The organism is Bacteroidetes Order II. bacterium (assembly GCA_016788705.1).
Classification (GTDB): Bacteria; Bacteroidota; Rhodothermia; order Rhodothermales; family UBA2364; genus UBA2364.
This window is the reverse complement of record JAEUSQ010000014.1, coordinates 18,476-44,151: the sequence shown is the minus strand read 5'-3', so window position 1 is coordinate 44,151 and position 25,676 is coordinate 18,476. Positions and strand designations below refer to the sequence as shown.

General features: G+C 46.9%; 22 protein-coding genes and 1 tRNA gene. 14 read left to right on the top strand and 9 right to left on the bottom strand.

Annotated elements, in window-relative coordinates:
• The first annotated feature begins 8 nt into the window (after window positions 1-8).
• From JNN12_02475 to JNN12_02450, 6 genes are all read left to right on the top strand, one after another.
• A complete protein-coding gene (locus JNN12_02475; protein ID MBL7977178.1) occupies window positions 9-692 on the top strand; it encodes a response regulator transcription factor in 684 nt (227 codons plus the stop codon).
• A gap of 737 nt (window positions 693-1,429) precedes the next feature.
• Window positions 1,430-1,942, top strand: a complete 513-nt coding sequence (locus tag JNN12_02470) for a 2'-5' RNA ligase family protein (GenBank protein MBL7977177.1) — start codon at window positions 1,430-1,432, stop codon at window positions 1,940-1,942.
• A gap of 403 nt (window positions 1,943-2,345) precedes the next feature.
• Window positions 2,346-3,917: an NAD(P)H-hydrate dehydratase gene (locus JNN12_02465; protein MBL7977176.1), complete on the top strand. Its 1,572-nt coding sequence runs from the start codon at window positions 2,346-2,348 to the stop codon at window positions 3,915-3,917.
• Window positions 3,914-4,276 carry a VanZ family protein gene (locus JNN12_02460; GenBank protein ID MBL7977175.1) on the top strand — a complete coding sequence of 121 codons (363 nt, stop codon included), beginning with the start codon at window positions 3,914-3,916 and terminating at the stop codon, window positions 4,274-4,276. The genes JNN12_02465 and JNN12_02460 overlap by 4 nt, the downstream gene beginning before the upstream one ends.
• 2 nt (window positions 4,277-4,278) lie before the next feature.
• Window positions 4,279-6,249, top strand: a complete 1,971-nt coding sequence (locus JNN12_02455) for a hypothetical protein (GenBank protein MBL7977174.1) — start codon at window positions 4,279-4,281, stop codon at window positions 6,247-6,249.
• A 121-nt stretch (window positions 6,250-6,370) separates the two neighbouring features.
• Complete coding sequence (locus JNN12_02450; protein MBL7977173.1) at window positions 6,371-7,924, top strand: hypothetical protein; 1,554 nt, start codon at window positions 6,371-6,373, stop codon at window positions 7,922-7,924.
• Window positions 7,925-7,998: 74 nt separating this feature from the next.
• On the opposite strand, the gene JNN12_02445 is transcribed toward JNN12_02450, so the two are convergent.
• From JNN12_02445 to JNN12_02430, 4 genes are read right to left on the bottom strand one after another with little or no spacing between them, the layout of a single operon-like run.
• Window positions 7,999-9,306: a serine hydroxymethyltransferase gene (locus JNN12_02445; GenBank protein ID MBL7977172.1), complete on the bottom strand. Its 1,308-nt coding sequence runs from the start codon at window positions 9,304-9,306 to the stop codon at window positions 7,999-8,001.
• 44 nt (window positions 9,307-9,350) lie between these two features.
• Entirely contained in the window at window positions 9,351-9,716 is a 366-nt protein-coding gene (locus JNN12_02440) for a DUF4359 domain-containing protein (GenBank protein ID MBL7977171.1), read from the bottom strand.
• Window positions 9,717-9,737: 21 nt separating this feature from the next.
• Entirely contained in the window at window positions 9,738-10,475 is a 738-nt protein-coding gene (gene dapB / locus JNN12_02435) for a 4-hydroxy-tetrahydrodipicolinate reductase (protein MBL7977170.1), read from the bottom strand.
• A 42-nt stretch (window positions 10,476-10,517) separates the two neighbouring features.
• Window positions 10,518-11,411 (bottom strand): TIGR00159 family protein, encoded by an 894-nt coding sequence (locus tag JNN12_02430; GenBank protein MBL7977169.1) that lies wholly within the window; start codon window positions 11,409-11,411, stop codon window positions 10,518-10,520.
• Between the two features lie 173 nt (window positions 11,412-11,584).
• Between JNN12_02430 and JNN12_02425 the strand changes: the two genes are divergently transcribed.
• The 4 genes from JNN12_02425 (at window position 11,585) to JNN12_02410 (ending at window position 17,234) form a co-directional block, all read left to right on the top strand.
• Window positions 11,585-12,949, top strand: coding sequence for an NAD-dependent succinate-semialdehyde dehydrogenase (locus JNN12_02425; GenBank protein ID MBL7977168.1), 1,365 nt, complete (start codon window positions 11,585-11,587; stop codon window positions 12,947-12,949).
• 230 nt (window positions 12,950-13,179) lie between these two features.
• Window positions 13,180-15,393 (top strand): BatA domain-containing protein, encoded by a 2,214-nt coding sequence (locus JNN12_02420; GenBank protein MBL7977167.1) that lies wholly within the window; start codon window positions 13,180-13,182, stop codon window positions 15,391-15,393.
• Between the two features lie 3 nt (window positions 15,394-15,396).
• Entirely contained in the window at window positions 15,397-15,969 is a 573-nt protein-coding gene (locus JNN12_02415) for a hypothetical protein (GenBank protein MBL7977166.1), read from the top strand.
• 107 nt (window positions 15,970-16,076) lie between these two features.
• On the top strand, window positions 16,077-17,234 hold the full coding sequence (locus JNN12_02410) for a threonine synthase (protein ID MBL7977165.1): 1,158 nt from the start codon (window positions 16,077-16,079) through the stop codon (window positions 17,232-17,234).
• 55 nt (window positions 17,235-17,289) lie between these two features.
• Here the strand turns inward: JNN12_02410 and JNN12_02405 are convergent, their stop codons facing one another.
• Complete coding sequence (locus JNN12_02405; GenBank protein MBL7977164.1) at window positions 17,290-17,976, bottom strand: hypothetical protein; 687 nt, start codon at window positions 17,974-17,976, stop codon at window positions 17,290-17,292.
• A 137-nt stretch (window positions 17,977-18,113) separates the two neighbouring features.
• Here JNN12_02405 and JNN12_02400 point away from each other — a divergent pair, with 137 nt between their 5' ends.
• Window positions 18,114-19,373 carry an ABC transporter permease gene (locus JNN12_02400; GenBank protein MBL7977163.1) on the top strand — a complete coding sequence of 420 codons (1,260 nt, stop codon included), beginning with the start codon at window positions 18,114-18,116 and terminating at the stop codon, window positions 19,371-19,373.
• Here the strand turns inward: JNN12_02400 and JNN12_02395 are convergent, their stop codons facing one another.
• Both JNN12_02395 and JNN12_02390 read right to left on the bottom strand, forming a co-directional pair.
• On the bottom strand, window positions 19,374-19,853 hold the full coding sequence (locus JNN12_02395; protein ID MBL7977162.1) for a cytochrome c: 480 nt from the start codon (window positions 19,851-19,853) through the stop codon (window positions 19,374-19,376).
• The gene (locus JNN12_02390; GenBank protein MBL7977161.1) at window positions 19,853-20,764 is read right to left on the bottom strand and encodes a ChaN family lipoprotein; all 912 of its coding nucleotides are present in this window, start codon (window positions 20,762-20,764) and stop codon (window positions 19,853-19,855) included. Before JNN12_02390 ends, JNN12_02395 begins: the two co-directional genes overlap by 1 nt.
• Before the next feature lie 279 nt (window positions 20,765-21,043).
• Here JNN12_02390 and JNN12_02385 point away from each other — a divergent pair, with 279 nt between their 5' ends.
• On the top strand, window positions 21,044-22,942 hold the full coding sequence (locus tag JNN12_02385) for a hypothetical protein (GenBank protein MBL7977160.1): 1,899 nt from the start codon (window positions 21,044-21,046) through the stop codon (window positions 22,940-22,942).
• Window positions 22,943-23,041: 99 nt separating this feature from the next.
• On the opposite strand, the gene JNN12_02380 is transcribed toward JNN12_02385, so the two are convergent.
• Window positions 23,042-23,113, bottom strand: a tRNA-Glu gene (locus JNN12_02380).
• A gap of 60 nt (window positions 23,114-23,173) precedes the next feature.
• Window positions 23,174-23,593 (bottom strand): STAS domain-containing protein, encoded by a 420-nt coding sequence (locus JNN12_02375; protein MBL7977159.1) that lies wholly within the window; start codon window positions 23,591-23,593, stop codon window positions 23,174-23,176.
• 56 nt (window positions 23,594-23,649) lie between these two features.
• Between JNN12_02375 and JNN12_02370 the strand changes: the two genes are divergently transcribed.
• Complete coding sequence (locus JNN12_02370; protein MBL7977158.1) at window positions 23,650-24,354, top strand: hypothetical protein; 705 nt, start codon at window positions 23,650-23,652, stop codon at window positions 24,352-24,354.
• Window positions 24,355-24,391: 37 nt separating this feature from the next.
• Window positions 24,392-25,666, top strand: coding sequence for a sodium:proton antiporter NhaD (gene nhaD, locus JNN12_02365; GenBank protein MBL7977157.1), 1,275 nt, complete (start codon window positions 24,392-24,394; stop codon window positions 25,664-25,666).
• Window positions 25,667-25,676: the final 10 nt, after the last annotated feature.

Below are 25,676 nucleotides of genomic sequence, written 5' to 3'. Positions count from 1 at the left end.
AAGGAAAAATGCCGACACGAATTTTAATAGCAGACGACCAGCCGAATGTCCGGACTATGTTACAGGAGTATTTAGAAGCCCAAGGCTTTCGGGTTGAAGTTGCTGCCGATGGCCGTGAAGCGCTCCAAAAAGCCGTAGTATTTCAGCCAGAACTGGTTTTATTAGATGTTATGATGCCTCATATGGATGGCTACGACTTTATTCGCGCATTTCGTCGGGAAAGTGACGCACCCGTGATGCTTCTCACGGCACGTCAAGAAGAAACCGATAAGGTCATTGGTCTGGAGTTAGGGGCCGACGACTATGTTACCAAGCCGTTTGGTCTGCGAGAGGTGTTGGCCCGCATCAACGCCATTCTTCGTCGCACGAAATCGCCGACTCCAGATGAAAGCCACTGGATACGGATAAGAAGGGTATCCTTGCATCCTGTTCAACGGCGAGTGAAATGCAATGGCACCTCTGTATCGCTTACCCCTAAAGAGTTTGATATTTTGTACTTGCTCATGGCGTCTCCGGGGCAGATCATTTCGCGAGGCGAACTTTTTGATCACCTACACGACGAAATGAGTGATGGTACCGAGCGTACAATAGATGTTCACATCCGTAACCTGCGTGTAAAACTTGAAGAAGACCCAAAGAATCCACAATTTATTGTCACGGTTTTTGGCGCGGGGTATCGGGTGATGGGTTGAGGTGTTTTATCGTTATGAAGAACGAATAAAATATTTGAAAAATTAATTAATAAAATAGATTGACCGGTTAAGATTATTAAAAATAATAATTAAATAATAATTAAATAATAATTAACAAAATAAATTCATTTTTAAATATAAATATAACAAATAGTATTGTGAGATTTAAAATAATTATTCATTTTATCATGACACGCGGAGATTAGATATAAATCTAATAAAATAACATTAGAATAATTTACACAAATATTTTCTATTTTAGTTTATTGAAACTTAAATTTGTTGACTAAATAATATGCAGGTTTTAGATGGTGGATAATTGCTTCATTAGACCCAAAATATAATGACTAAGATACAATTGATGGGGTTGAAAAAATCTGGAAAGACAAACTGTCATTTATGAATGTTCCAAATGGTGACATCATTGCGGTTGATTATAACCCCTCGGAGGTGATTTATTTTTCTCATGAAGGGGATGGTATGCACAGCAAACTTTTTAGTGGTTCATTATGGACTTTTCTATACTTTTATGCTCCAATTGGATTCACAGGGAGTGAGTACTAGCAACTTGAGCCATTCTATGACTTCGATTAAAACATTATGGTAAAACAAATAGAAATATTTGTACCAAATTAATAGACGTTGGTGCTAACAGATCGCTTACAGTTTTACCTCCTGCCTTCGCGAAGCCCGGAGCGTTAGTGATAAGCGTAAAGACCCATAATAAAGAGACAAAAATGATTTCTAATATTCGCAGACAACTGACCCTATTCGTAGAACCAAAGGATGCTGAAGCTATTGAACAGATTAGGCAAGAATTTAATCCGATACAATTTAAAATAATTAAGGCCCATATTACTTTATGTAGGGAAGACGAAATTGAAAATATTGAAAAAATAAAATCGAACATACTTTGTTTGGCACATATTGATATTAATATTGAATTTGAAAAAGTAGAAAGATTTGATAATGGGAAAGGACTTTTTCTCCCTGCAACCAGCGACAATGAAGAGTTTGACAATTTGCGCAAACAAATTTTGAATGGACTTGTTCATAATCCAATAAAACAAAATGCACATATAACTTTGATGCATCCAAGAAACTCAACTTGTACAGACAAGATTTTTAAAAAAGTGAGAACAATAAAGTTGCCAATAAAACTTAATTTTAAGAAAATTAGCCTTATTGAACAAAAGGACGGCGGAGAATGGGAAATTTTGGAAGACTTTAATTTGTCAGACCGCATCTAAGACCAAGAGCGAAGAAACGCCAGCCACTAGTATGGATTTTGTATCAGGGAAGGTGAGGCTTCGGCGAGTTCAAGCGTATCGCTTTTCGGGAAGACCAATGCGTTGCCCTGCAAACTCGTTGAAGGTTGAGGGTTTGGTACTGCTAATATCCGCCTTGTACAAATGCTTTTTGTACATCGTATTTCAAAATTTTCTTTTATATCAATGTGCGTGTTCCGTCAGAAATGACGTTGCTTGATTTTGCCCCTTCAAGGCCCCTACTTGAAACGTACTCTTTTTGCTTACAAGGCCATTCCCTACAAAATTGCCTAACGACCATTTCTTTATCGTGTTTTATTCGGTTTTTTTGGGAGATCATGCTATTTTAGATACAACACCTTCACTAAAAAAAATCTGAGCACACATGATCCCCCTTCTCTCCTCTGCGGCCATGCAACGGGCAGACGAGGCCACCATTCAGCAGTTTGGCATTCCCGGTTTTACCCTCATGGAATCTGCTGGACGCGCCACAGCCCAATGTATCAAACAGCAATTCCAACCACGTCAGGTCAATATCCTCTGTGGAAAAGGCAACAATGGTGGCGATGGTTTGGTCATCGCCCGAAATCTGGTAGCACAAGGCATTCGTACAAGGGTGGTATTTGTCGGTACACCTGAAGAAGCCACACCCGACGTCCGCCAAAACCTTCTATTACTTGCCGAGATCCAGCAAAAAGACCCCACTGCCCCCTTACACTTTTGGTATTATTCGGGCCCCGAAGTATTGTATAGTTTGCCTCGGCCAGATGTATGGGTGGATGCCTTACTTGGCACGGGCCTGCATTCGGATGTAAGAGAACCCCATGCATCCATCATTCAGTGGCTCAACCAACAGTCAGAACCTATTGTCTCGGTGGACGTGCCGAGTGGCTTGGATGCTACCACGGGGTACGCGCTCGGAGTTGCCGTAAAGGCACGCCATACCTATGTTATTGCCGCCTATAAAACAGGTTTGTGGCTGGGAGAGGGCGGCAACTTTACAGGAGGTCTGGATCTTTTGGAAATCGGTATTCCAGCACATCTTATACAAGAACAGGCCCGTTCTGAAGGCGGTGCATGGCTTCCTACAGAAAAATGGGTACAGAAAATGATACCTGTGCGCACCAATCTGGATCATAAGTATCGTGTCGGTTATCTGATGACTTTGGCCGGATCACCGGAGATGACCGGAGCGGCTACGTTGTGTACATGGGCTGCGGAACGTGTAGGAGCTGGTGGCGTAATTTGTGCCACGTCTTCGGCCTCACAAGCCATCCTCGCCCGTAAATTTACTACGGCCATGACCCTTGCCCTTCCTGAAGCACCCGACGGTGGGTTGGATCCATCTGGCTTGGAAGTGGTACAAAAACGTTTGGAAAAAGCACGGGCCATGTTGGTTGGGCCAGGATTGGGCCGTGCCATTTCGACCAAACAATTTATTAGATACTGGCTTACACAATATCCGGATCCGATGGTAATAGACGCCGATGGTCTGACAGCGTTGGCCGAAAGTCCGAATCTGCTTCAAAAACATGCACAAGGAAAATGGGTACTTACCCCACATTGGGGAGAGTTCAAGAAATTGGTCGGTGATCCCCAGTTAGACGAGGCGGCTCGTTTCTCGCTCGTTCGGAAGTATGCACAAGAGTGGAACTGTGTCATTTTGCTCAAAGGTTTTCCGGGGCTAGTAGCTTCTCCCGATGGCCGGGTTTCTATCAACCCAACGGGAAATCCGGCTGCTGCATCCGCAGGAACAGGGGATGTATTGGCGGGATGCGTGGCGGGTTTATTGGCACAAGGGCTTCCACCATTCGAGGCGGCTGTTTGTGGTTATTTTTTGGCCGGCAAAGCCTCTGACCGATACATTAAACGGAATGCGATGGCGGGTATGATTGCCTCCGATTTATTGGAAGAATTACCCCGCGTTTTGTATGAAATCCAAACGTCAACTACTTGAAAAAAGCACTTTTATTTTTTTGGACTTTTCTGATCATTCTGGGTTGTTCGGTACCGAGTAGCGCCATACCGGACATGGCCATTTTTACCGCAGATAAATTCCTACACTTTGTTATTTTGATGGTTTGGGCATTCTTGGTGCTGGAATCATCTACCATCCAACCAATGATTGTGGTGGGGCTTGGGTTTGCTTTTGGCCTGTTGATCGAAGTACATCAAGAATATTGGTTGCCTTATCTGATTCCCTCTAAGCGGGCATTTGAGTGGGCAGATGCATTGGCGGACGGGCTGGGGGCATTGGCGGGCGTGACATTGTGGAGGTTTTTGCGGAGGTCTTCCAAAAAACAACCCCTGCCCTGATTATGAAGCGGTACCTGCGTTTGTTGGGCTTAGTATGGTCGTGTTCCCTTTTGGTGACGAACGCCCAAGTTGAGACTCGGTTTGAACATGCGACCAACCGATACAGATGGCAGGCCGACGTAAATCTTCGTCAGGCTTTTCCCAAAGGATACTTTTTGTTGCGTAATCGCTTTGCTTCAGAGGCCCTGGTTTTGGGAAATACCACCGCTTGGCGCGATGAAAACCTGACTTTTTTTCAATTGAATCGCAGCCTAAGTCCATATGTAGAAACGGTACTTCTTAACCGTACCGCTTTATTTAGTCAGAATAATGTTTGGTCTCAAGAGGTGTTGGCGGGCGTTCAATATCAGAAAAATGCGACTTGGCGGGTACTTCCCCTGATGGGTTTTGCTTGGGACCGAAGACAGGGGATTCCGGATCTACAAGGAATTCCGATATTGCGACTGGATAGTGGGCCTGCACTTGGGTTCCGCTTCGAGGCAGTGCCAGTTTTGGAAGAAGGAAGTACACTGAACGTTTCGGGAGAGGCAGATTACCAAAAAATCCAGCCCAGACAAAACCATGGAATATCGGTTCGTACAGGTTTTAGCCGTCAAAAAGGAGCACAAGCCTTTCAGGTCCGTGCGAAATTTGCTACACTGAGACGAGATACCTATCAAGAAGCGGTTTTTCAACAGCAAACACCCGATGTGCGAGGGGAAATGATAGAGGCCATCTTGAGTGACACATTGGAAGCCGGGTTGAATTTTCAAACACCCATCTCAAAACATCTTGCATTTATAGGTTCGGCGGATTTTGCCGCGAATAACCGCCGGATTCGCATCATACAGCATCCGGAAGAGGCCCTTTCGCCCAATACCAACCTGAATCGTCAACGCCTGAATGGGGAAGTTGGTGTGGCCTATCATCAACGAAATGTCCGGCTTCGTTTGGCCGCTCAGTGGGGTGCTGAGGCAGAGGCAAGGCGTTTGGCCGTCGGGTTTAATCTGCCGGCATCGTGGGGAGAGCAACTTCGCAAAACCAATTTTGAGCGGGGAACCTTTGCGCTGAATACCCAAATTCACTTACCTGTGACATCGCGCTTACAACTTCAGGCCAACGGTGCTTCCAGTATTTTGAGACACGACACCCCAGAAACCAATCCTGACGACCGCGATGAAGTGTTCCATAATGGCGAACTTCGTCTTGTTTGGCAAGTGGCCCCGTCTCTGATGGCACAGTTTCAGGTTTTAGGCACCTACTACCATACGGTTTATCTGAAAGCGGACCGCTCCATAGAAAACAATATCCAGCATTCCTTGCGCTGGCGGCCGACTATCCGCTGGCTGCCCGCCGATCAAACCCGTATTACCTTCTCTCCAGAGGTGCGGGCTACTTATACTGTTGATGATTTTGAATTGGCCGGACGACTCAAAAATGACCAATCTGCCCGCGAATTGCGCTTTGATACAACCATCGAACACCGTTGGTCAGACGAAAGCCGGCTGAGTCTGGCATCTGATTTTAGTGATTTGAGGTTGGGACGACTGCTATGGGCCGCTTTTGCCGAAATTCCGTTTGATACCGTGCAAACATATAGCGGATGGGCACGTTATCGTGTTGGAACCACTTGGACGGCTGAAGTGGGTGTCCGGCTCTTCCTCCGGCAAGATTATAACCAAAACCTCACGCTATACTATGACCAATGGGACGGAAATGGAGAACCCACCTTAGGGGCTGATGGTAAGCCCATTCGCAAAGCCCTATCGGGAGCAGGATGGGAAGTTATCCGACAATTAGGGCCTACGACGGCGGTGGTCTTTCCACTTGGCAAAGGTTCTTCTCTTCACGCAGAAGGTTGGCTCCAATATCAGAACATCCGTCAACAATTCCACCAGACCCTACCGGATATTCCGGAAGTACTTCATGCAGCGCGGAAGGGGCGTACCCAATTGTTTCCTCATATTTCCATCGGTGTTTTATGGCGTTGGTAGGCCTCTAATGCCTGTTCTTGAAATTTAATCGTGAAATCCGTACTTTAAAATAACGTATATACCCTACCACCACTTCCGAATCGTTGTTACTTCTTGTTTTGTTTAATGGTCTAAGTTTAGCATGAAAGTTCGTTCTTTATGCCTAATGCTTTGGCTTTGGTGGTCAACTATTTTGCCCGTATATGCCCAAGCAGACGCTTTTCCTTTTTTTCGAGCGCTTCCCGATACCTTGTTGAAAGCGCCTCTTCATCTGCTGGTGCCCCAAGAACCGCTTACGGTAAACGAAGGGGAAGCTGTTCGTTTGATATTGGAAGCTACGGGAGGACGCGAGCCATACCTGTTCGAGTCTTCTTCGCCCTTCCCCGCTGGTAGCTCACTTACTGATAATTTGTTTAAGTGGACTCCGGGCTTCGACGTGGCTACCACGCAAAACCGCATCAGGCCAATAGAGTTGTTTTTCTCTGTTCGGGATGCAGAAGGGGTGGCTATTTCCAAGAAAGTGCTGCTAAATGTGCGACAGGTAAACCGTAGTCCTAAGATCGATCCCACGTCTCTTTATGTGACCATTCTGCCCAATGTACGGATTACGCATGAGCTAAACGCAACCGACGAAGACAACGACCTGTTGCGCTTCGAACAGTCGGGTCCTATGCCTTCTGGGGCTTCCCTTTCTAACCGAGGTGTGTTTCAATGGACGGCAACCCCCACCCAATACGACCGCTTACCTATCAGTATTTCTTTTAAACTGACCGATGGCGAGGCAGAAATCGTTCAGACGCTTACGTTGTCTAAATACGATGCTGGTTTGCCGCCCGCCATCACCCAACTCTCCGGAAAACGTGAGGTCCGGGAGGCGGAGCCTTTTCTATTGCGTGCACAGGTTTATGATCCAGACGGCTTGGATGACTTAGCCCCTATGGGCATAGAAGGAAATCCACCAGAGGGTTATCAGTTGAGCCAAGAAGGGAATGTATATACCTTTTCGTGGACGCCTCCTTTTACGTTTATTTCATCGGATGCGGCGGTCAAAAAGCAGACCCTGAAGTTTACGTTGTTTGTCGTGGACCGGAATGGTAAACGTGCAGACTTGCCTGTGGAACTGGATGTATTGGATGCACCCGATCATGGTTCACTCTATAATCAATACCGGGATGTATTGGAAAACTCGGCGCGGGAAATTGACCGGATACAAGATTTGCAGCAGGTACTAAGTCAGCGGGCCAGTAAAGCCGAACGATCCAAAAACCGTAGGGCCGTTTTGACGGCTGTCATAAGTGCAGCTACGGCCATCATGGGGGCTGCCACCAAAGGTACACCACAAATCTGGGGTTCGGCTGTTGGGGGCGGACTTACGGCACTTTTGGCCAGTTTGGAACGCACCACCATTTTTCCAAATCCAACACAATTCACCACCGATAGCGACAAACTTATTGAGTCACTGATTGATCTGAGGGTTCGGGCTGCTACCTATGCCGTCCGATATAATGCCAAAGAAAAACGAACCCGGAATGAGTTCCAGACAGAATATGCCGACTTGGTACGTGCCGTACAAACCTGCCGCGATAAGGTGGATGCCATCGCGAAAAAGTACGACCGTTTGGGTGCTGGCATCCCCGATGCCCTTTCGGATACACATATTCGGCAATTGGTTCCGGGCTTTTCGCCTGATTTATAACGTATGCCCGATAATACTAAATAAAAAAGCGCACGGCATGAAACGTGCGCTTTTTTTGTATATCTGAACCACGCTTAGGAGGTGGTTAGGTCATAGAGTGGGAAGCGGTGGCAAAAATCATGCACTTCCGAGCGGACAGCATCTTGCACCATTTCGTTAGTTGGATCAGAAAGTACGCGATCCATGAGTTCTACCAAGTGAACAAAATCTGCTTCCATCAATCCCCGTGTGGTCATGGCTGGAGACCCAATACGAATACCAGAAGTGACAAACGGGCTTTGGGTGTCGTAAGGAACCATATTTTTGTTGACGGTAATTTCCGCCTTTCCCAGTGCTTCCTCTGCTTGTTTTCCGGTAATGTTTTTGTTGCGTAAGTCAATAAGCAGCAAATGATTGTCGGTTCCGCCAGAAACGAGGTTGTAGCCTTTTTCGAGGAAGGCGTTTGCCATGGCCTGTGCATTCTGGATAACTTGTTCGCTGTATGTTTTGAATGAAGGTGCGAGTGCTTCTTTAAATGCAACGGCTTTTGCAGCAATAATATGCATCAGGGGGCCGCCTTGTGTCCCCGGAAACACCGCCGAGTCCATCAATTCCGAGAGCATCTTCACCCGGCCTGTTTTAGGGGCTGTTTTGCCCAGCGTGTTCTCGTGATCGCGACCAATGAGGATCATTCCGCCACGAGGCCCACGTAAGGTTTTGTGGGTCGTTGTGGTAACCACATGTGCATGGGGTAATGGGTTTTGGAGAAGCCCAGCCGCAATGAGGCCCGCTGTATGCGCCATGTCCATCCAGAGGAATGCACCCACTTCGTCGGCAATCTCGCGGAAGGCGGTATAGTCGAAGTCACGGGTATAAGCACTTGCACCAATGGAGATCATCTTGGGCCGAACGGCGCGTGCTTTTTCCCGCACCTTGTCCATATTGATCCGACCAGCAAGGGGGCCGTCCTTTTCTACGCCATAGAACACGGCATTGTACGTGATACCCGAAAAATTTGCCGGGCTACCATGTGTCAGGTGGCCGCCATGTGCCAAATCCAACCCCAATAACGTGTCTCCGGGTTGGAGCAAGGAAAGGTAAACCGCAGCGTTTGCAGATGCACCAGAATGGGGCTGGACGTTCACCCAATCGGCATTGAAAAGCTGTTTGGCACGATTTCGGGCTAAGTCTTCTACGATATCCACAAACTGGCATCCGCCATAGTAGCGTTTTCCGGGCAAGCCCTCGGCGTACTTATTGGTCAGTACCGATCCTGCGGCCTCCAGTACAGCCAGTGAAACAAAATTTTCTGAAGCAATCAGTTCCACCCCATTGTTCTGGCGGTCAACTTCTTGGCCGATGGCCGCAAAAACTTCGGGGTCGTGAAGGGGCAAATATTGCATGTTTGCAAGGGTTTGAATTTAGGATTGGGTCGAAGATAACCCAGTTAAGGGTGTAAATGTGGGTTATTTTCGAGAAATTCCGGCCTTTCAAGTGGAATGAAATACCCACCAATCCCCAAAAATCGCCAATTATGATGGGCAAAGGCATCAGGTACTTCCAGGGTGAAAAAACTGAATAAAAAATAGTTTTCCCGTTGTACCAAACTTTCAGCCATCTGACCCGCCAAAACACTGGCTAGATCTTGAATCAGGCCACTCATTGAGTGGTCCGGCAGTTGGGTACGTTCGCGGAAGAATTTTTCCACCATATCCCGAGAAAACGTCCGAAATTCAGCTTCGTTCGGGTTGGTATAGGCCAGATAGCCCACAAGAGCGAATAAAGCGATTAAAAAAAAGTACCTGAGTTTCATGGTTGTCTTTCGGGTTAAGGATTAATCTCCCAAAACGTCCTGCAAGGTGAATAAGCCAGATTTACCTTGTAACCACTCGGCGGCGCGGATCGCTCCGGCAGCAAAAACCGCCCGACTTTTTGCCTCGTGCCGAAACAGTAACTGCTCGTAAGGGCTATCAAATCCCGCATAGTGCTCCCCAAAAACATGACCCACCCGCGTCGAGGTAACATGCAGGGCTGCGGGGTCTATTGCGCCATGCTGGGCTTCTGTGCTCAGGTGTGTTTTGCGGGAAAGGCCCTCTAAGATGGTTTGGGCTAATTTAAGCGCGGTTCCAGAAGGGCTATCCACTTTTCCTGTATGGTGCCACTCGTGTACATACGCATCAAATTCATTCAGGTGTTCTAAGGTGGGTAAAACAGCATTCAGGGCTTTTACCAAGAGGGCGACCCCCATCGAAAAATTGGGGGCATACAAGAGACCTATTTGACCTTCTTCTACCCAATCTCTCACCTGTTCCATTTTGTTGTACCAGCCCGTTGTGCCAATGACGGCATCAAACCCCCAAAGGCAGTAACGGTGGATGTGGTCCATCACTACGGCAGGATGCGAGAAGTCTATAACTACGTCTGCCTCGTTCATAACCTCCATTTCGTGCTCGGTTAGCAAAGGGGCTTCCGCATCAAAGCAGGCCACAAGGTCATGTGTTCCACCCTCTTTCAACAGCAAAGCAATCGCTTGCCCCATACGTCCAGAGGCCCCATTGAGCGCAATTTTCATGTTTTTTGTAGCGTTTATCGTTCGTTAAATAATTTACGGCAATTATAGAACGGTGGGAGGCTCTGGTTCCTGATGGGTTGATCCAATCCCTCTTTTGGCCCGTTTTTTAGCAGTCATTTTGGCTGGGGTGCCTTCGTCCATGGTTCGTGTTTCGTCAGAAATCCGGTCAGGGTCCAAAGAAATGGCCTTATGTAACTGGTTGCGTAATTCAATCAAAGATAAATTGGTCATGAGTTTGCCGTTGTGCGCGGTCGAGATTTTTCCCCGTTCTTCCGAGACAACAATGATAAACGCATCACTCTGTTCACAAAGTCCCATAGCAGACCGATGGCGTAGCCCCAGATTGGGGCTTAGTTCTCTGCTTGCCGAAACAGGCAAAATACAACGTACCGCCTCGATACGACCAGACTGGATGATCATGGCGCCGTCGTGCAACGGGCTGTTTTTCTGAAAGACCGCAATCAGTAAATCGGGATTTACCTGCGACTGCAAAAGCGTTCCTGTTTCAATGTAGGTGTCTAATGGGGTAGAACGTCGGAATACAATAAGAGCACCCGTTTTTTTTTGAGACATATCGGCAACGGCTGTCAATACATCTTCCACGATTTTACTTTGGTCTGGAGGACGAAAAAAGCGCTGAAGCCCCGTTGTTTGCCCCAGCATTAGCAATAGCCGACGCAACTCCGGCTGGAACAACACAATAATACCCACCACAAAAACCTCACTTAGGGTTCGGAATAAGAACCGGAGCATGGTCATGTCTGCCGCTGTTACCAATACATCAAAAAAATACAGTACGATAAGGCCCACAAATACCTGAATGGCAATGGTTCGTTGCATCACCCGATAAACGGTATAAATGAGCAAAGCCACTATGCCCACATCCAGAACGTCTATGAGGGTTACGCGTAAAAAATATATCTCGAACAAGGTCATGTGTTTGGATGTCTTGGGACAGCTATGGGCTAAAAATAGGTATGCAACACAGCTAAAAAAAGCGTTTAGGCAATTTCACGAAACCACCATTCCATTTATACTTGATTTTGGCAGAGTAACCCGTTACTTTCTGGTCCTTCCGTGTATCAAGCTCCCTTTAACCAAAGCGAAAAATGCCTTTTATTTCTGTTAATCCTGCTACCGAAGTCGTTCGAAAATCGTATCCGACCCTCACTTCGTCTGAACTTGAACAAAAGTTGCAACGTGCCGATCATGCCTTTTCGTCATTTGCCCAGACCACCTTGGCAGAACGTGCTGGCTGGCTGGTTCGGGCGGCAGCACTTTTGGAAGAGCGGGCTGAATATCTCGGACAGATAATGACGGAGGAAATGGGAAAACCACTTGTGGCTGCCATTGCCGAAGTCAAAAAATGTGCCTCGGTGTGTCGGTATTATGCCGAAAATGGGACCCGTTTCCTGAAACCAGTCACCATTGCCAGTGATGCCAGCCACTCTTATGTGGCATATAGCCCATTGGGGGCCATCTTAGGCATTATGCCTTGGAATTTTCCACTTTGGCAAGCGTTTCGTGCGTGTGTGCCAACCATGATGGCAGGAAATGTGTTTCTCTTAAAACATGCTCCGAATACGCCTGAATCGGCATACGAGATGGAAAAGTTGATGATTGATGCAGGTTTTCCAGAAGGCAGTTTCCAAAATCTGTTTGTGGAAGTGGAGGCCGTAGCTGGTATCATTCAGGATCCGAGGGTTGCAGCGGTCACTCTCACCGGAAGTGTGGGGGCAGGCAGATCTGTTGCACGGTTGGCCGGAGAAGCACTCAAAAAGACGGTACTGGAGCTGGGCGGAAGCGATCCGTTTATCGTCTTAGAAGATGCCGATTTGGCGTTGGCGGCAGAGGTTGCGGTTTCTAGCCGATACCTTAACAACGGACAGACGTGCATTGCGGCCAAAAGATTTATCATGGTAAAATCGGTGGCCGAAGCTTTTACGGAAAAATTTGTAAAGTGCGTTAAAGCACTTAAGGTGGGGGATCCGGTGCAGCCCGATGTTGCCATTGGGCCAATGGCGCGTGCCGATCTTCGTCAGCAACTTCACGATCAAGTGGTAAGGTCGGTGGCGGCAGGGGCAAAAATTTTGTGTGGTGGCCACATGCCAACAGGGACAGGATTTTTCTATGAACCAACCGTATTGGGCAATGTTCAACCAGGTATGGCGGCTTTTGACGAAGAATTGTTTGGACCAGTAGCAGCTCTCGTGGTTGCAGAAGACGAAGCAGAGGCCCTCTATTTGGCCAACCGGAGTGAATATGGCTTGGGTTCCACCATTTTCACAAATGATCTGCCACGTGCCGAGTCTCTGGGAGCCAAAATCAATGCGGGCTGTGTCTTCATCAATGGCATGGTGAAAAGTGACCCCCGTTTACCCTTTGGGGGCATTAAACACAGCGGTTATGGCCGAGAACTATCGGAAATGGGGATTCACGAGTTTGTGAACGCAAAGACGGTTTGGGTGCGGTAAAAATATTTTGTAGAACGGTTTTGGGTTCTCCTTGGAATTGGTTTGAGGGCGTATGCGTTCCGCATCCCTAAACAGCGTCAATTTATGCGCTCACAGAGAATATTTGGGCACACAAAAAATTGGGAGGGTGCAAGTTTTTTTAAGCGAAGCCCAATAAGAGAAACCGGAACGTCATTTGCATCGTTGTTAAGGAGGATACTGATGATCCTCCTTTGTTTTTTCTGTGGGCGATGTACCAGTCTGAAGTCTGGTTGGTCGTTCATATAGCAAGCCTTTCGGTTAAGCCTACGTGCGCCACCGTTAATGAATATTTTAGTGCTAATATGACTTTTCTCAATCCACTGATATTATTGGGGTTATTGGCTGCTGCCATTCCCATTCTCATTCATTTGTTTAATTTTAGAAAGCCCAAAAAAGTGGATTTCTCCACGCTTGCTTTTTTGCGAGAGCTGGAAAAAACGGCCATGCAGCGGGTGAAAATAGAACAATGGTTATTGCTGGCACTACGCGTATTGGCCATTTTGTTTTTGGTTTTGGGATTTGCACAGCCTATGTTAAAAGGCTCAGCCAGTGATGCAAAGCATGCCAAAACCGTATATGCCATTGTAATAGATAATTCATTATCCATGAAATTGCGGAATGTACGTGGCGAGTACCTTCAGCAGGCGCGTACCGTTGCGGCTCAATTGGTGAAACAAGCGCAAAAAGGAGATGAGTTTTTATTGCTTACAACGGCAAACAATGGTTTGACAGCCCGCAACCTCTACCGGAATACCGGACCGCTCTTAGAGGAAATCCGGAAAATTCAGCCAGAACCAGGCGCACGGTCTTTGATGCGTACCGCACGTCAGTCTTTTAGACGATTGGCAGAAATATCCGACAGGAACAAAGAGGTCTATCTCATTTCAGACTTACAGCGTGCTACGTTTTTAGACTCTTTAGAAACCGAAAAGCCGCAAAATGTATCCATCGCACTGGTTCCGATAGGGAGTGACGCTCCGGCAAATGTGGCGATTACCGATGTCGAGATAGATAGTCGTATCATAGAACAAGGCCAGCCAGTTGGGGTGACCGCCACACTCACCAACTATAGCGACAAGGCACTAAGTAATTTTCAGGCAAGTGTATATTTGGAAGGCCAACCTGTTGCGCAAGCCCTTGCAAACATAGGTCCGAAAGATCAGGCAACCGTACAATTTACCCTAACTCCGCAAAAACGTGGTTGGTTGGGAGGCGAAGTGCGGATTGAAGGAGATACTTTCGAAGACGACAATCGTCGGTATTTCTCGCTCCTTGTTCCGGAAAAACGGACGGTATTATTGGTACGAGGCGATGGGGAACGGACTAATTTTGTAGAGTTGGCCCTTTCGCCACAGGTTACTGGTGGTAGGGTGGTTTTCCAAACCCAAACCATCACAGAGGGCATGTTGGGTGGAACGGCATTGGAGTCTTATAATTGCGTATTAATCATTGGAAAAAAGCGGTTCTCTTCCGGCGAGATCACAAATCTAAAACGCTACATTGCTTCCGGCGGCGGTCTCTTAATGTTCCCCAGTGGGGGGATGGTTGCTGGGGAGTACACAGCACTCTTTTCGGCTCTTGGCGGCGGGAAGGCTAGTGGATTCTCTGGCCAGGCAGGAGGCCCTGCCATTGGGAAATTTGACCGAGTGGAAACCGAGCACCCCCTCTTTGAGGGGATGTTTGCCAACGGCGATCTGTCTGTCGGAAAGCAAGTCGAGACGGTGGATGCCCGCTATATTATGTTATATCAGCCGGGAACGGGCGACGAACAGACCCTGATCCGCCTCACGAATAATCAGCCCTTTCTACATGAAATCCGAAATGGCAAAGGATCAGCCCTGCTGGTGACGGTTGCGCCCGATCCATTGTGGAGTGATTTACCGTCACGCGGCTTGTTTATTCCATTGCTCTACCGTGCAGTGTATTACCTCTCGGCCAGTCGGGCACAGAGCGAGGGGAGTTTGGGAACCTCGGATGATGGAGAGGTCTTTGTATCCGGTTTACAAGGATCGGAGCCAGTCAAATTGGTAGGGGTAAAGGGGGATGAATATACACCGCAGCAAAACCTAGTATATAACGGGATGGTGATTTCGGTGGATGAAGCGATTCAGCAATCCGGCCTCTACGATGTAATGCAAGGGGACCGAGTTTTACGGAAAGTAGCTGTTAATGCAGACAGCCGTGAGTCTGATCTGGTACGAATGCCACCCGAAGAAGGGAAACAACAAATAGAGCAAATGACTGGAACCTCGGTTCGGATGGTGGATGTAGGAGCAGGAACGGACCGTCAGATAAAAGAAGCCATTGGAACGGCACGATTTGGCCAAAATCTGTGGAACGTCTTTTTGTTTTTAGCGTTGTTATGCCTGCTTGCCGAAATGTTTGTGGCACTCCGCAAAAAATCTTCCTCACAAAAAACTTAAGCCATGTTCTGGGCTATTCTTACGTATCTACACGATTCCTTCCTGATGGTGCTTACCATCTTTGGAGTTCTGTACGTAAGTGCCATTCTCCGAACCCGCTTCACGCTAAAAAATGTTCTTCTCTCTTGGTACACCCCTCATCGTTTTTATTTGCCACGGTGGATTTTGCTTGGTGTGATTAGTAATTTAATGCTTTGGATTTGTGCGGCTTTGGGAACAGGAAAGCCCGTTCTGGGGGCATTATGGGTCTATGGTTTCGTTACGCTTGCTATATTGCTGACCGGGCTTGCTGTAAGCCGTACACTCATTACAGAAAAAGGCATTGTTCAAAGATTAGGCAACCAAAAAATGTGGCTTGCTTGGGGGCAGGTGGAAGATTATGTGATACATGAACGAGCCGATGCCGAGGTGTATGTTTTCTTCTGTCGTAACGAGCTTCAGCAGCGGATGCGTTGCGAGTTGGTTGTGCCCAGACGGCAAAGCAAGGCTTTTCATGAAATCGTGGAGAAGCAATTGGATGCCCGCTTTAATTTTCTGGTCTATCAATCATTTGGTTCTAAAGCCTTAAACGACTAAAATCACTCCTCTCCTCGGGCTTCTTGGTAACGTCTTTTATTTTTTCGATACCCTTCTCCGTGGTCATTTTCGCGTATCTTATGTAAAACAATCTGAGACAATGACCTATGACACGTTTTACCCATCTTGTTTGTTCGGTCTGCGACCGCATATTTCCTAAAAATGAACCCCAAACTTTTTGCCCAGCATGTAAAAAACCTCTTTTGGCGGTATATGACCTCACACCTTTAGACAAAAATATTCTCGCTGGCCGAAATAGTAATATGTGGCGGTATCGTGAACTGTTGCCAATAGAAGACGAACGGCTCATTGTAACACTGGGCGAGGGTTTTACCCCGTTGCTACCCTTAAAGCGGATTGGCGAAAAATTAGGACTTTCCGACATATGGTTTAAGGATGAGTCGGTAAATCCTACTGGATCGTTCAAAGCACGGGGACTGGCAATGGCAGTCTCTAAGGCGCATGAGTACGGTATTCAGGAAATGGCCATCCCTACTGCTGGGAATGCCGGAAGTGCATTGGCGGCGTATGGCGCACGAGCTGGTATTAAAACCCATGTTTTTATGCCGGAAGCTACGCCAAAAGTTTTTCAAACAGATTGTATGTGGTTTGGTGCGCGTGTAACCACCGTCCCGGGAAGCATACGGGATGCTGGCCAGACGATGGCTCGGACCAATCCGGGCCATTGGTTTGATGTTTCTACCCTAAAAGAACCGTATCGGATAGAAGGCAAAAAAACCATGGGCTACGAATTGGCGGAACAACTGCATTGGCAAACCCCCGATGTGATTTTGTACCCTACAGGTGGCGGAACGGGCCTCATCGGAATTTGGAAGGCGTTTAAAGAAATGTTGGATTTGGGGTGGATTTCCGAAATCACTACCCGAATGGTGGCGGTACAGGTGGCAGGATGTGATCCAATAGTTCCGGCTTTTGAAGCGCACGAAACCGATGGTCGGCCAGTAGAAAACCCGCCGGAAACCATTGCTAATGGCCTCCGTGTACCAGCTCCGTTTGGTGACCGGTTGATTCTGGAGGCGCTGTATGAAAGTAACGGAACGGCCATCGCCATTTCGGACGAGGAAATGGAATCGGGAATTCGTGAATTGGCCGCAGGCGAGGGATTCTTTGTGGCGCCCGAAGGTGCTGCTGTTTGGATGGCCCTCAAAAAACTTCGGGAGTCTGGCTGGGTGAAATCAAAAGATAAAGTGGTGTTGATCAATACGGGGTCTGCTTATAAATATATCGAGAACCTTTGGAAATAAAAAAAGCGGCTCCAAAGTCATCAGAAGTCGCTTTCGAAACAAAATTTCCAATTACTTATCGGTACTTCCCGAAGATAATGGCAAAACTGGGGGTGAGGAAAACTTGTTGCGATTCGCGTATGGCGGGCTCCATTAACTGTATCGAGGCGGGGTAAAGCTGAATATCCACTCCAATCCGAACTGCTTGTAGCGCACGGCGACTCTTTCCAAACTGTGCTCCCAATGCCAATCCACCTCCCAGACCCAAAACTGGTTTCCCATGCGGAATAGATGCAATGGAGTCATAAATTCGTTCCACGTCATCCAACTGTTTATTTTGGTTTTGATCGTCGAAATATGGCGAAACCCACGCCACCGTTGGACCTGCGGTCACTTGCACATAGGGGCGAAAACTGTCGTCTATGACCTCCGAGAAAAGCCGCTTTTGAATGCCAGCCTGTACGGGTAATAACAAAAGATAGTTTAACTTATATGGGATAATGCTATTCCCCCACCAGTCAAAATATTTTTCTTCTTTTTCGTCTTTCTCGGAACGAAGAGAGGCTTCAACGGTAAAGGCCAGATCCTTAGACATGGACTTGGTCCAAAAGCCGTTGATGCCGAAACCACTGTTGTGCAGGTTAATTGCTAAGCCTTTGTTATTGTTAAAGTCAAACGGCTTGGTGGTTGTCTGAACTTTTTGTGCCCACCCACCCATAACAGATGCAAAGCACAAGAGCACACCGAATACGATCGTTTTCATATTGGGGGTCATTTAGTGAAAATCAATTGGAAAACAGGCTTTAGACGGCCATGATGGAAAATTGATTCCTACTTTTAAAAATTGTTCCTGCCCCAAAAGCCGCCTTTGGCGATATTGGGGTAACGAAAATTGGAGATATGGACTATCGCTTACTAATCGCACGCCGATATTTTGCGAGCAAAAAACAATTCTCACTGGTATCTATTATTTCCGGCATATCGATTGCAGGGATTACATTGGGGACGGCAGTGCTGATTGTTGTGCTTTCGGTATTGAATGGTTTCTTTAATCTTGTGCGCGACCTTATGGTCTCGTTTGATCCCCACATTCGGATAGAATCGGCCAGTTCAAGAGGGTTTTTAAATCCGGATTCTCTGATTCAAGCCATTCGTAACACCCCCCACGTACAATCGGTTGCACCGTATGTAGAAGGAAAAGCACAGTTTATCTGGGGCGAGGGGAAACACGGTAACAAGGTTGTGATCGTCAGAGGCATTGTAGGTCACTTAGGAACAGGCGAAAATACCGTTTCCGGAAAGATGACAACTGGTACCCTGCAATTGGCGCGTGGCGAGGGCGAGCCGGGTGTAATATTGGGCGAGGCATTGGCCAATCGGATTGGTATTTTTTCACTTAATAATGATTATGGTCCCAATCGGGTGGAACTTCGGTCTGCGGCGGGTCTTGCCCGTAGTTTAGCTACATTTGGTTTTCCAGACTTCCCACGATTTCAGGTCAGGGGCCTATTCCAAATAGACCCCACCTACGACGAAAGTCATGTGTTTATTGATTTGCCAGAAGCCCAGCGTCTGTTCAGAATGAATGGTCGGGTAACAGGGGTCGAACTACGTTTAAACGACTTGAACGCTGCTACGCAAGTAAAAGCCCATCTTTTGGCACAGCTGAACGCCCAAAAATTTCGCGTTAGTACTTGGTTTGATATCCAGAAAACCCTCTACGAGACAATGCTCTTCGAAAAGTGGGGCGCCTCTTTAATCCTTGGCCTCATTATTCTGGTGGCTGCCTTTAATATCGTAGGATCGCTCACCATGGTCGTGATTGAGAAACGGCGGGATTTGGGCATTCTTCAGGCGATGGGGGTTTCACGGTCTCACATTCGTCACATTTTCCTCTTAGAAGGCTTGCTGATTGGTAGCGTAGGCATAGCTGTTGGAACAACCATTGGTTTGCTCCTTTGCTATATACAAGATCGCTTTAAATGGGTCCCACTGATGGGCGGGGATTCCTTCATTATTGATGCCTATCCCGTTGCGGTACAGTATGGCGATGTGTTGGTAATTGCCCTTGGGGTATTGGTCTTATGTACATTGGCCGCCGTATATCCAGCATGGCGGGCTGCACAGACAGAGCCTGTGGAGGCGATTCGTTGGGAATAGTTACCAACCAGCAACACCCGGAACCGACGTGTTTTCGGGCTTTTTTAATTCTTCTGGCGTCCAAGGTGTGGTGCGGTCGCGATAGAATAACCGAATCATTTTTATGTCGTCGGCAGGGACGGGGGGCGCATTGTTTCCCCAGCGACTTCTGATAAAGGTAAGAATGTCTGCAATATCCTCGTCGCTTAGATGTCCCCACGGTGGACAAGCCCCACGATATACTTCGTTTTCAGAGACCAATTCGCCTTCCAAGCCATGAAGTGCCAAACGAATCAATCGTCCATGTGGTCCTTCGACCGTTACATTGTTTTTGAGTGGAGGAAAGGTGCGTAACACACCCTCCCCATCCGATTGGTGACACGAAGCGCACTGCTTTTCGTAAAAAGCCATCCCTGGCGGGGGAAGTGGGATAGGAGAGGGTGTCTGTTTGCAACCCATCCATGCGACCAATACCAAGAGAAATAATGTTTTACGCATCATCAATTGCGCTTGTCGGTACGGGGTAGAGAGGGATCTGTCAAGATCAAGACATCACCCAAATGTTGGTGTTCACTCGGTTTGTATTCGGGAAAACCCATACCAGAGTGCATGGTCACAGTAAAAATTCGGGCTTTTTTGTGGTAGTGCAATACCTGTTCAGGAGTACCCAAGGCGCTTTCGCTATGAAACACCCCATTTATATGGACGACAAGGGCTTTTTTATGTTTTTTGAATGCTTGGGCCACAGACCATCCCATGGTTGCATCTCGGAGGTTTTGGGCCTCTAACATTTTTGGATTGTTGTGTGCAACACCCATTTGCCGTTCCATCTCTGCATTAAACTTCTGGCCATATGTGGCAGATGCTGGATGCAAGGGCAAGGGTGGAAGCCATTGCTTGGCGATCGTAGGTAAAGAATTGAGTACGGCAATACCTTCTCGGCCTGTCAGGCTTACAAGCCGTCGGGGCGCATTGCCTGCAATGACTGGAATACGGTTTGTTTTTGCAAACTCAATCATCGGTTTATAATCAGTCTCATAATTGGTCCATGGGCGACTATCTAATTTAAAGTCTCGCTCCCTGATGGTACCTGAAAGGTATAAGTCCAGTACTTCTTGGGTGTCTCGCTCAAATTGCTCCATCGCCAGCACGATCGGGCGTGTTTTCTCTGCCTCGAAAAGGGCTTTGAGTAACTCGAATTGGAGGTGATGGGCCACGGGATCGTTGTGTTCTTCTCCCAGAAAAACCACATCGGCTGCCCTCATTTGCCGTACAATATCTTCTATGCGCAAGGCTTCACCATTTTTTCCATATATCCGGTAATGCGATGCTGTAATGGTGGAATCAGGTACTCCAGCAGAGAGCATTGTGTTAAGGGCGAGGGCCAAGAAGAGGGTTAAGAGGGCTTTCATGGGCTATTTAAGATGATCAATGGGAAATACGCAGTGGCTAACCGCTATGTCTGAAGTTACAACATTTTGCTTTCTTTTGTACCCGGTAGTCCGTTCAGAGGCACACAAAATATAAAACAATCAAATTATCCAACTGCTTGGCTAAACAATTTTTAATTGTCTAAACAAGTAATTATAATTTAAAGGTTTGTGTCATGAATGGATTAAGCGTTTTGTTTTTTGCAACATCAAAACCATGTCTTTAAACAAATTGCCCACTACCCGTTTAACGTATTTGTTATGTCTTACTCTTCGTCCTATCCTCCCGAAGTGCCCTTAAAATCTTTTGATCAGGGGCCACCCTTTTTAGAGCCGGAGCCAGAACCCCCTAAACCTAAACCATCTCTCTGGCCATTGTTGCTGATAACAGGTGGGGTGCTGGGATTAATTGCAGGTGGTGTTTGGGGGTACCAAAAGTGGATCAATGCCCCTGCTACGCCGTCGGAGAAGCCGCAGGTTTCGGTCTCCAAGTTATTGGCGAAAACCATGGATCGCTCAAACATGGCCAAACCGCATCAACATCCACACAAAGTGTTTATTGGCGCCAAGGGAGAGGTCTATGTACAGCAAGAAATGCCTGTCTATGTCAAAATTGCCGTTTCTGAAGACCCCAATGCGCCGTCCTATCGTCTGACGGGGATGAACGCTGCGCCCATGAAATTAGACGGGCCTGGTGAACACCATCTTCGTCATTCTCATACTGAGCGTGGCGGTGCTGATCTGAATGTTTTTAATCTCACATCGGATGATGCAGCCCCCAAAGTCTGGACAGAGTTTAAAGGAGCCCAGCGTTATGCCAAAGACAGCACCGTGTATTTTGGCAAGGGCCTGCAAGTGGACGTGAAGTCCGAGGATAAAATTTCTGGCCTGCAAGAAAGTTTTGTCTCTATTGACGGTGACGCCTTTATTTCTAACCAATCCGTTTTAATTTTCGATAAAGAGAAACCCTATAGCCTTCGTACCTATGGGGTGGATAATGTAGGAAATGCTGGAAAGCCCAAAGAAGAGTTGTTTATTGTGGACCTGACAGCGCCTCAATCTACAATGACCCTTCAAAAACCATATGTTTCGGAAACCATTTCACCCCAAACAACGGTTGTGCTGAGTGCCCGAGATAATCTTTCTGGGGTGCGGGAAATTTACTACCGATACGAGGGTGAAACCCAATACCGATTATACAACGGAAAAAGCATTGAACTGGGGAGCCTTAAAGAAGGGGGCAATAAATTATATTATTACGCCATAGACCACGTAGGCAATAGGGAACCAGATAAGGTTTTCTCGTTTTATTTTGACCTTACAAGCCCTCTGTCTTCTTCTGAAGTGAAAGGGGATAAATTCTTTATTAATGGTCGGCAATATGTTTCCCCGCGTACCGAAGTGAAATTGGCGGCTCAAGACAATAAAATTGGCGTAAGTCGGATTGAATACCAAATCAATGAGAGTGGGTTTTTACGTTATACACAACCCTTTAAGATTCCACAATCAAATGGCGAATATCGCATAGACTACCGTTCTACGGATAATGTAGAAAACACCTCGAAGCCTAAACGAATGATCGTTTATATGGATTTAGAAAAACCCGTTTCAGATTATATATTCGATGGACCAACTTTTATGCTGCGAGACACCCTCTACATCACCACCCGTACCCATCTGAAACTCCCCGCTACGGATAAGTACTCTACGGTAAAACTGGTTAATTATAAAAAAGATACCGATCCACAGAAGATATTTAGCAACCCATTTGTCATCCAAGGGCGTGGCTTCCATGAAGTGATTTTCCACGCGATTGACCAAGTAAATAACCGAGAAGAAAATCGGCGGGTTGCTTTTGTGGTAGATGATCGGCCACCTCAGATCTTTAGTCACCTCAGCGCCAATAAGTATGAAGACATCCGACAGGGCAGCGAGGTATTAGGGGTTTATCCGCAACTCACGCAAATATTTCTGGCTGCAACCGATGATATTTCCGGTACGAAGGCTATTTGGTATGCCATCAATGGAGGGAAGGAGATGCCTTTTGTTGGCTCTATTAAGGGGTTAAAAGAAGGAATCTACACTATAGATATCCGAGCGCAAGACAATGTAACCAACGAGAGCCGATCTCGTGTGCGGTTTGCCATAGGTAGGTTCTAACCATAATTCTCTGCGAAAGAGCTCCGCCCAATGGTCGGGGCTTTTTTGTTTGAAAATAGGCATAAAAAAACCGGACCTCTTAAGGAAGTCCGGTTGGGGTATCCAGTACGGGAATCGAACCCGTGTTGCCGCCGTGAAAGGGCGGAGTCCTGACCGCTAGACGAACTGGACATTTTTTGATAGACTATCAAGATAACAAATAAGGATCTGGGGAATCAAGTGAAGTTCATTTCAAACTTCTTTTTTTAATTGGGCTTTGTATTGTGTAAGAATGGGGCCGACGGCCATTCGGCTGTGCATTTGTAGTCGTTCCAACGCTTCTTCGATGGTTACAAACTGCTGGAAGTGTTTAAAGGCACGGGTAAGTTGGACAACAACCTGAACAGGGCGCGAGGGGGCCGCAAAAACCACTCGTCCTCCAGTAGGTTTTACCTGACGATGTAAATAAAAAATAGTGCCTAAACCAGTAGAGTCTAAAATTCCAGTATCAGAGAAATCCAATACAAAAAAACGGACTCCTTTTTCTACTTCCTGCATACATACCTCTTTGAAAGCCGAGGCATTACGAAAGTCTAAAGCAGGTCCAATTTCGGCAATTGTTATAAGGTCTGTTGCAGGCTGAAGTTGGAAAGCCATATCTTGGTTCGGCATAACGGGTGTTTTGTCGGACGTTGTATCTAATTCCATACCATTATTTATCGAAAAACGTGAATTTTATCAATCAAATTGAAGGCGGAAAGATATCCATTGGTATTGCGTGTGCCTTTGGCATTGATGCACGTACCTACCCACCTACATTCAATGAAGAGCTATCACAATGGCTTACATATAGAAAACAACCACTTAGCGAAAAGGATGAGTCCATCCGAAAAGCCGCGAGGGATATGCTTCGTAATGGGAATTATAAACCGACGGGTCGTGGAAAACCGGCAAATGAATATTTGATCCGGGCGGTACAGGGAGAAAAGTTCCCTAGAATCAATGCACCAGTAGATATCAATAACCTGATCAGCATTAAATATTTACTCCCAATCTCATTATGGGACCTGGAGTTGGCAGGTACTGATGATTTTTTATTTCGGCTTGGTCAACCCGGCGAGACCTATGTTTTTAACTCCGGAAGCCAAGAAATAGGATTGCAAGACCTTCCTGTTGGGTGCGCCTGTTTTCAGAACTACCCGACTGGGCTTCCGATCGTAAATCCAGTGAAAGATAGCCTCAAAACCAAGACCTTGCCCGAAACGCGTCATGTTGCAGCCGCGATTTATGCGCCTTCTCAAATGATTAACAATTCAGAACTATTCAAAATCAGTTCTGAATTTGCTACCTTACTGGGTGCTTGCGGAAATACAGCCCATCATACATCGGGCATTGTATCACCAGGAGGCCAGCTTTATTTGCCGCGCCCATAAAGGGCATGTTTTCCTTTACGTTTAAATCCTAAATATTGTGGAATCTTTGTTGGTAGGTATATTTATTATTGGGTATGCCGCAATCGCCTTTGAACACCCCATCAAAATCAATAAGTCTGCTACGGCGCTGCTAACGGGCGTACTGCTATGGACCGTTGTCGTACTTACATCGGGAGAGGTACATCATATAGAAACGGAGTTGGGCCACCATCTCGCGGATATTGCCCAAATTCTGTTCTTTTTGTTGGGTGCGATGACCATTGTGGAATTGGTGGATGCGCACGAAGGGTTTCGCATGATTACAGATCGCATCCGGACGCAGGATGTACGCAAACTGCTGTGGCTCATTTCATGGGTTACCTTCTTCTTATCTGCTATTTTGGATAACCTCACAACCGCCATCGTGATGGTTAGTTTGCTGCGCAAATTGATTAAAAACCACGAAATGCGGAAAATGTTTGCGGGTATGGTGGTGATTGCCGCGAATGCAGGCGGTGCCTTTTCACCAATTGGGGATGTTACAACGACCATGCTGTGGATTGGCGGCCAGATATCAACGGTTAATATCATTTTATCTCTTTTTATTCCAAGCGTCATTTGCCTGTTGGTTCCGCTAATTTGGATTGGGTTTCACCTGAAGGGAACCGTAGAAGCACCTGCCAAACCAGCCAAAGACCACATTCCGGATGGTAGCACCCTCATGCTCATCCTCGGCGTAGGGGGCTTGGTTTTTGTACCTATTTTCAAAACGGTTACGCATTTACCTCCTTATGTGGGGATGTTGCTTTCCTTGTCTGTTATTTGGATTGCCTCCGAGTTGTTGCATAAAAACAAAGACGAAGAAGTTCGTAAGCCTTATACCGCATCCGAAGCACTCAAGCGAGTAGATACGCCCAGTATTTTGTTCTTCCTAGGGATATTGCTGGCCATTTCGGCACTGGAGGTATCGGGTATCCTCGGAGCAACTGCGCAATGGCTGAACGATACGGTTGGGAACTTGGATGTGATCGCCGTGGTGATTGGCCTTCTTTCTGCCATTGTGGATAACGTACCATTGGTCGCTGCCACAATGGGGATGTACGATCTCGCAACCTATCCGATGGATTCCAAAATCTGGGAGTTTATTGCCTATACAGCCGGAACAGGTGGCTCTATTCTAATCATCGGTTCTGCTGCTGGCGTAGCGGTGATGGGCATGGAAAAAATAGACTTTATTTGGTATGTCAAAAAGATTTCGATCTGGGCGGCCATTGGCTATTTTGCGGGTGCAGCGGCATACATCGTGATATACGCACTTTTACATACCCATTGATAAACGTAAG

Bases quoted from the DNA above. Each gene is read 5' to 3' on its own strand.
- JNN12_02475 (MBL7977178.1), top strand. From the start codon at position 9: ATGCCGACACGAATTTTAATAGCAGACGACCAGCCGAATGTCCGGACT.
- JNN12_02470 (MBL7977177.1), top strand. From the start codon at position 1,430: ATGATTTCTAATATTCGCAGACAACTGACCCTATTCGTAGAACCAAAG.
- JNN12_02465 (MBL7977176.1), top strand. From the start codon at position 2,346: ATGATCCCCCTTCTCTCCTCTGCGGCCATGCAACGGGCAGACGAGGCC.
- JNN12_02455 (MBL7977174.1), top strand. From the start codon at position 4,279: ATGAAGCGGTACCTGCGTTTGTTGGGCTTAGTATGGTCGTGTTCCCTT.
- JNN12_02450 (MBL7977173.1), top strand. From the start codon at position 6,371: ATGAAAGTTCGTTCTTTATGCCTAATGCTTTGGCTTTGGTGGTCAACT.
- JNN12_02445 (MBL7977172.1), bottom strand. From the start codon at position 9,306: ATGCAATATTTGCCCCTTCACGACCCCGAAGTTTTTGCGGCCATCGGC.
- JNN12_02440 (MBL7977171.1), bottom strand. From the start codon at position 9,716: ATGAAACTCAGGTACTTTTTTTTAATCGCTTTATTCGCTCTTGTGGGC.
- dapB (MBL7977170.1), bottom strand. From the start codon at position 10,475: ATGAAAATTGCGCTCAATGGGGCCTCTGGACGTATGGGGCAAGCGATT.
- JNN12_02430 (MBL7977169.1), bottom strand. From the start codon at position 11,411: ATGACCTTGTTCGAGATATATTTTTTACGCGTAACCCTCATAGACGTT.
- JNN12_02425 (MBL7977168.1), top strand. From the start codon at position 11,585: ATGCCTTTTATTTCTGTTAATCCTGCTACCGAAGTCGTTCGAAAATCG.
- JNN12_02420 (MBL7977167.1), top strand. From the start codon at position 13,180: ATGTACCAGTCTGAAGTCTGGTTGGTCGTTCATATAGCAAGCCTTTCG.
- JNN12_02415 (MBL7977166.1), top strand. From the start codon at position 15,397: ATGTTCTGGGCTATTCTTACGTATCTACACGATTCCTTCCTGATGGTG.
- JNN12_02410 (MBL7977165.1), top strand. From the start codon at position 16,077: ATGACACGTTTTACCCATCTTGTTTGTTCGGTCTGCGACCGCATATTT.
- JNN12_02405 (MBL7977164.1), bottom strand. From the start codon at position 17,976: ATGAAAACGATCGTATTCGGTGTGCTCTTGTGCTTTGCATCTGTTATG.
- JNN12_02400 (MBL7977163.1), top strand. From the start codon at position 18,114: ATGGACTATCGCTTACTAATCGCACGCCGATATTTTGCGAGCAAAAAA.
- JNN12_02395 (MBL7977162.1), bottom strand. From the start codon at position 19,853: ATGATGCGTAAAACATTATTTCTCTTGGTATTGGTCGCATGGATGGGT.
- JNN12_02390 (MBL7977161.1), bottom strand. From the start codon at position 20,764: ATGAAAGCCCTCTTAACCCTCTTCTTGGCCCTCGCCCTTAACACAATG.
- JNN12_02385 (MBL7977160.1), top strand. From the start codon at position 21,044: ATGTCTTACTCTTCGTCCTATCCTCCCGAAGTGCCCTTAAAATCTTTT.
- JNN12_02375 (MBL7977159.1), bottom strand. From the start codon at position 23,593: ATGCCGAACCAAGATATGGCTTTCCAACTTCAGCCTGCAACAGACCTT.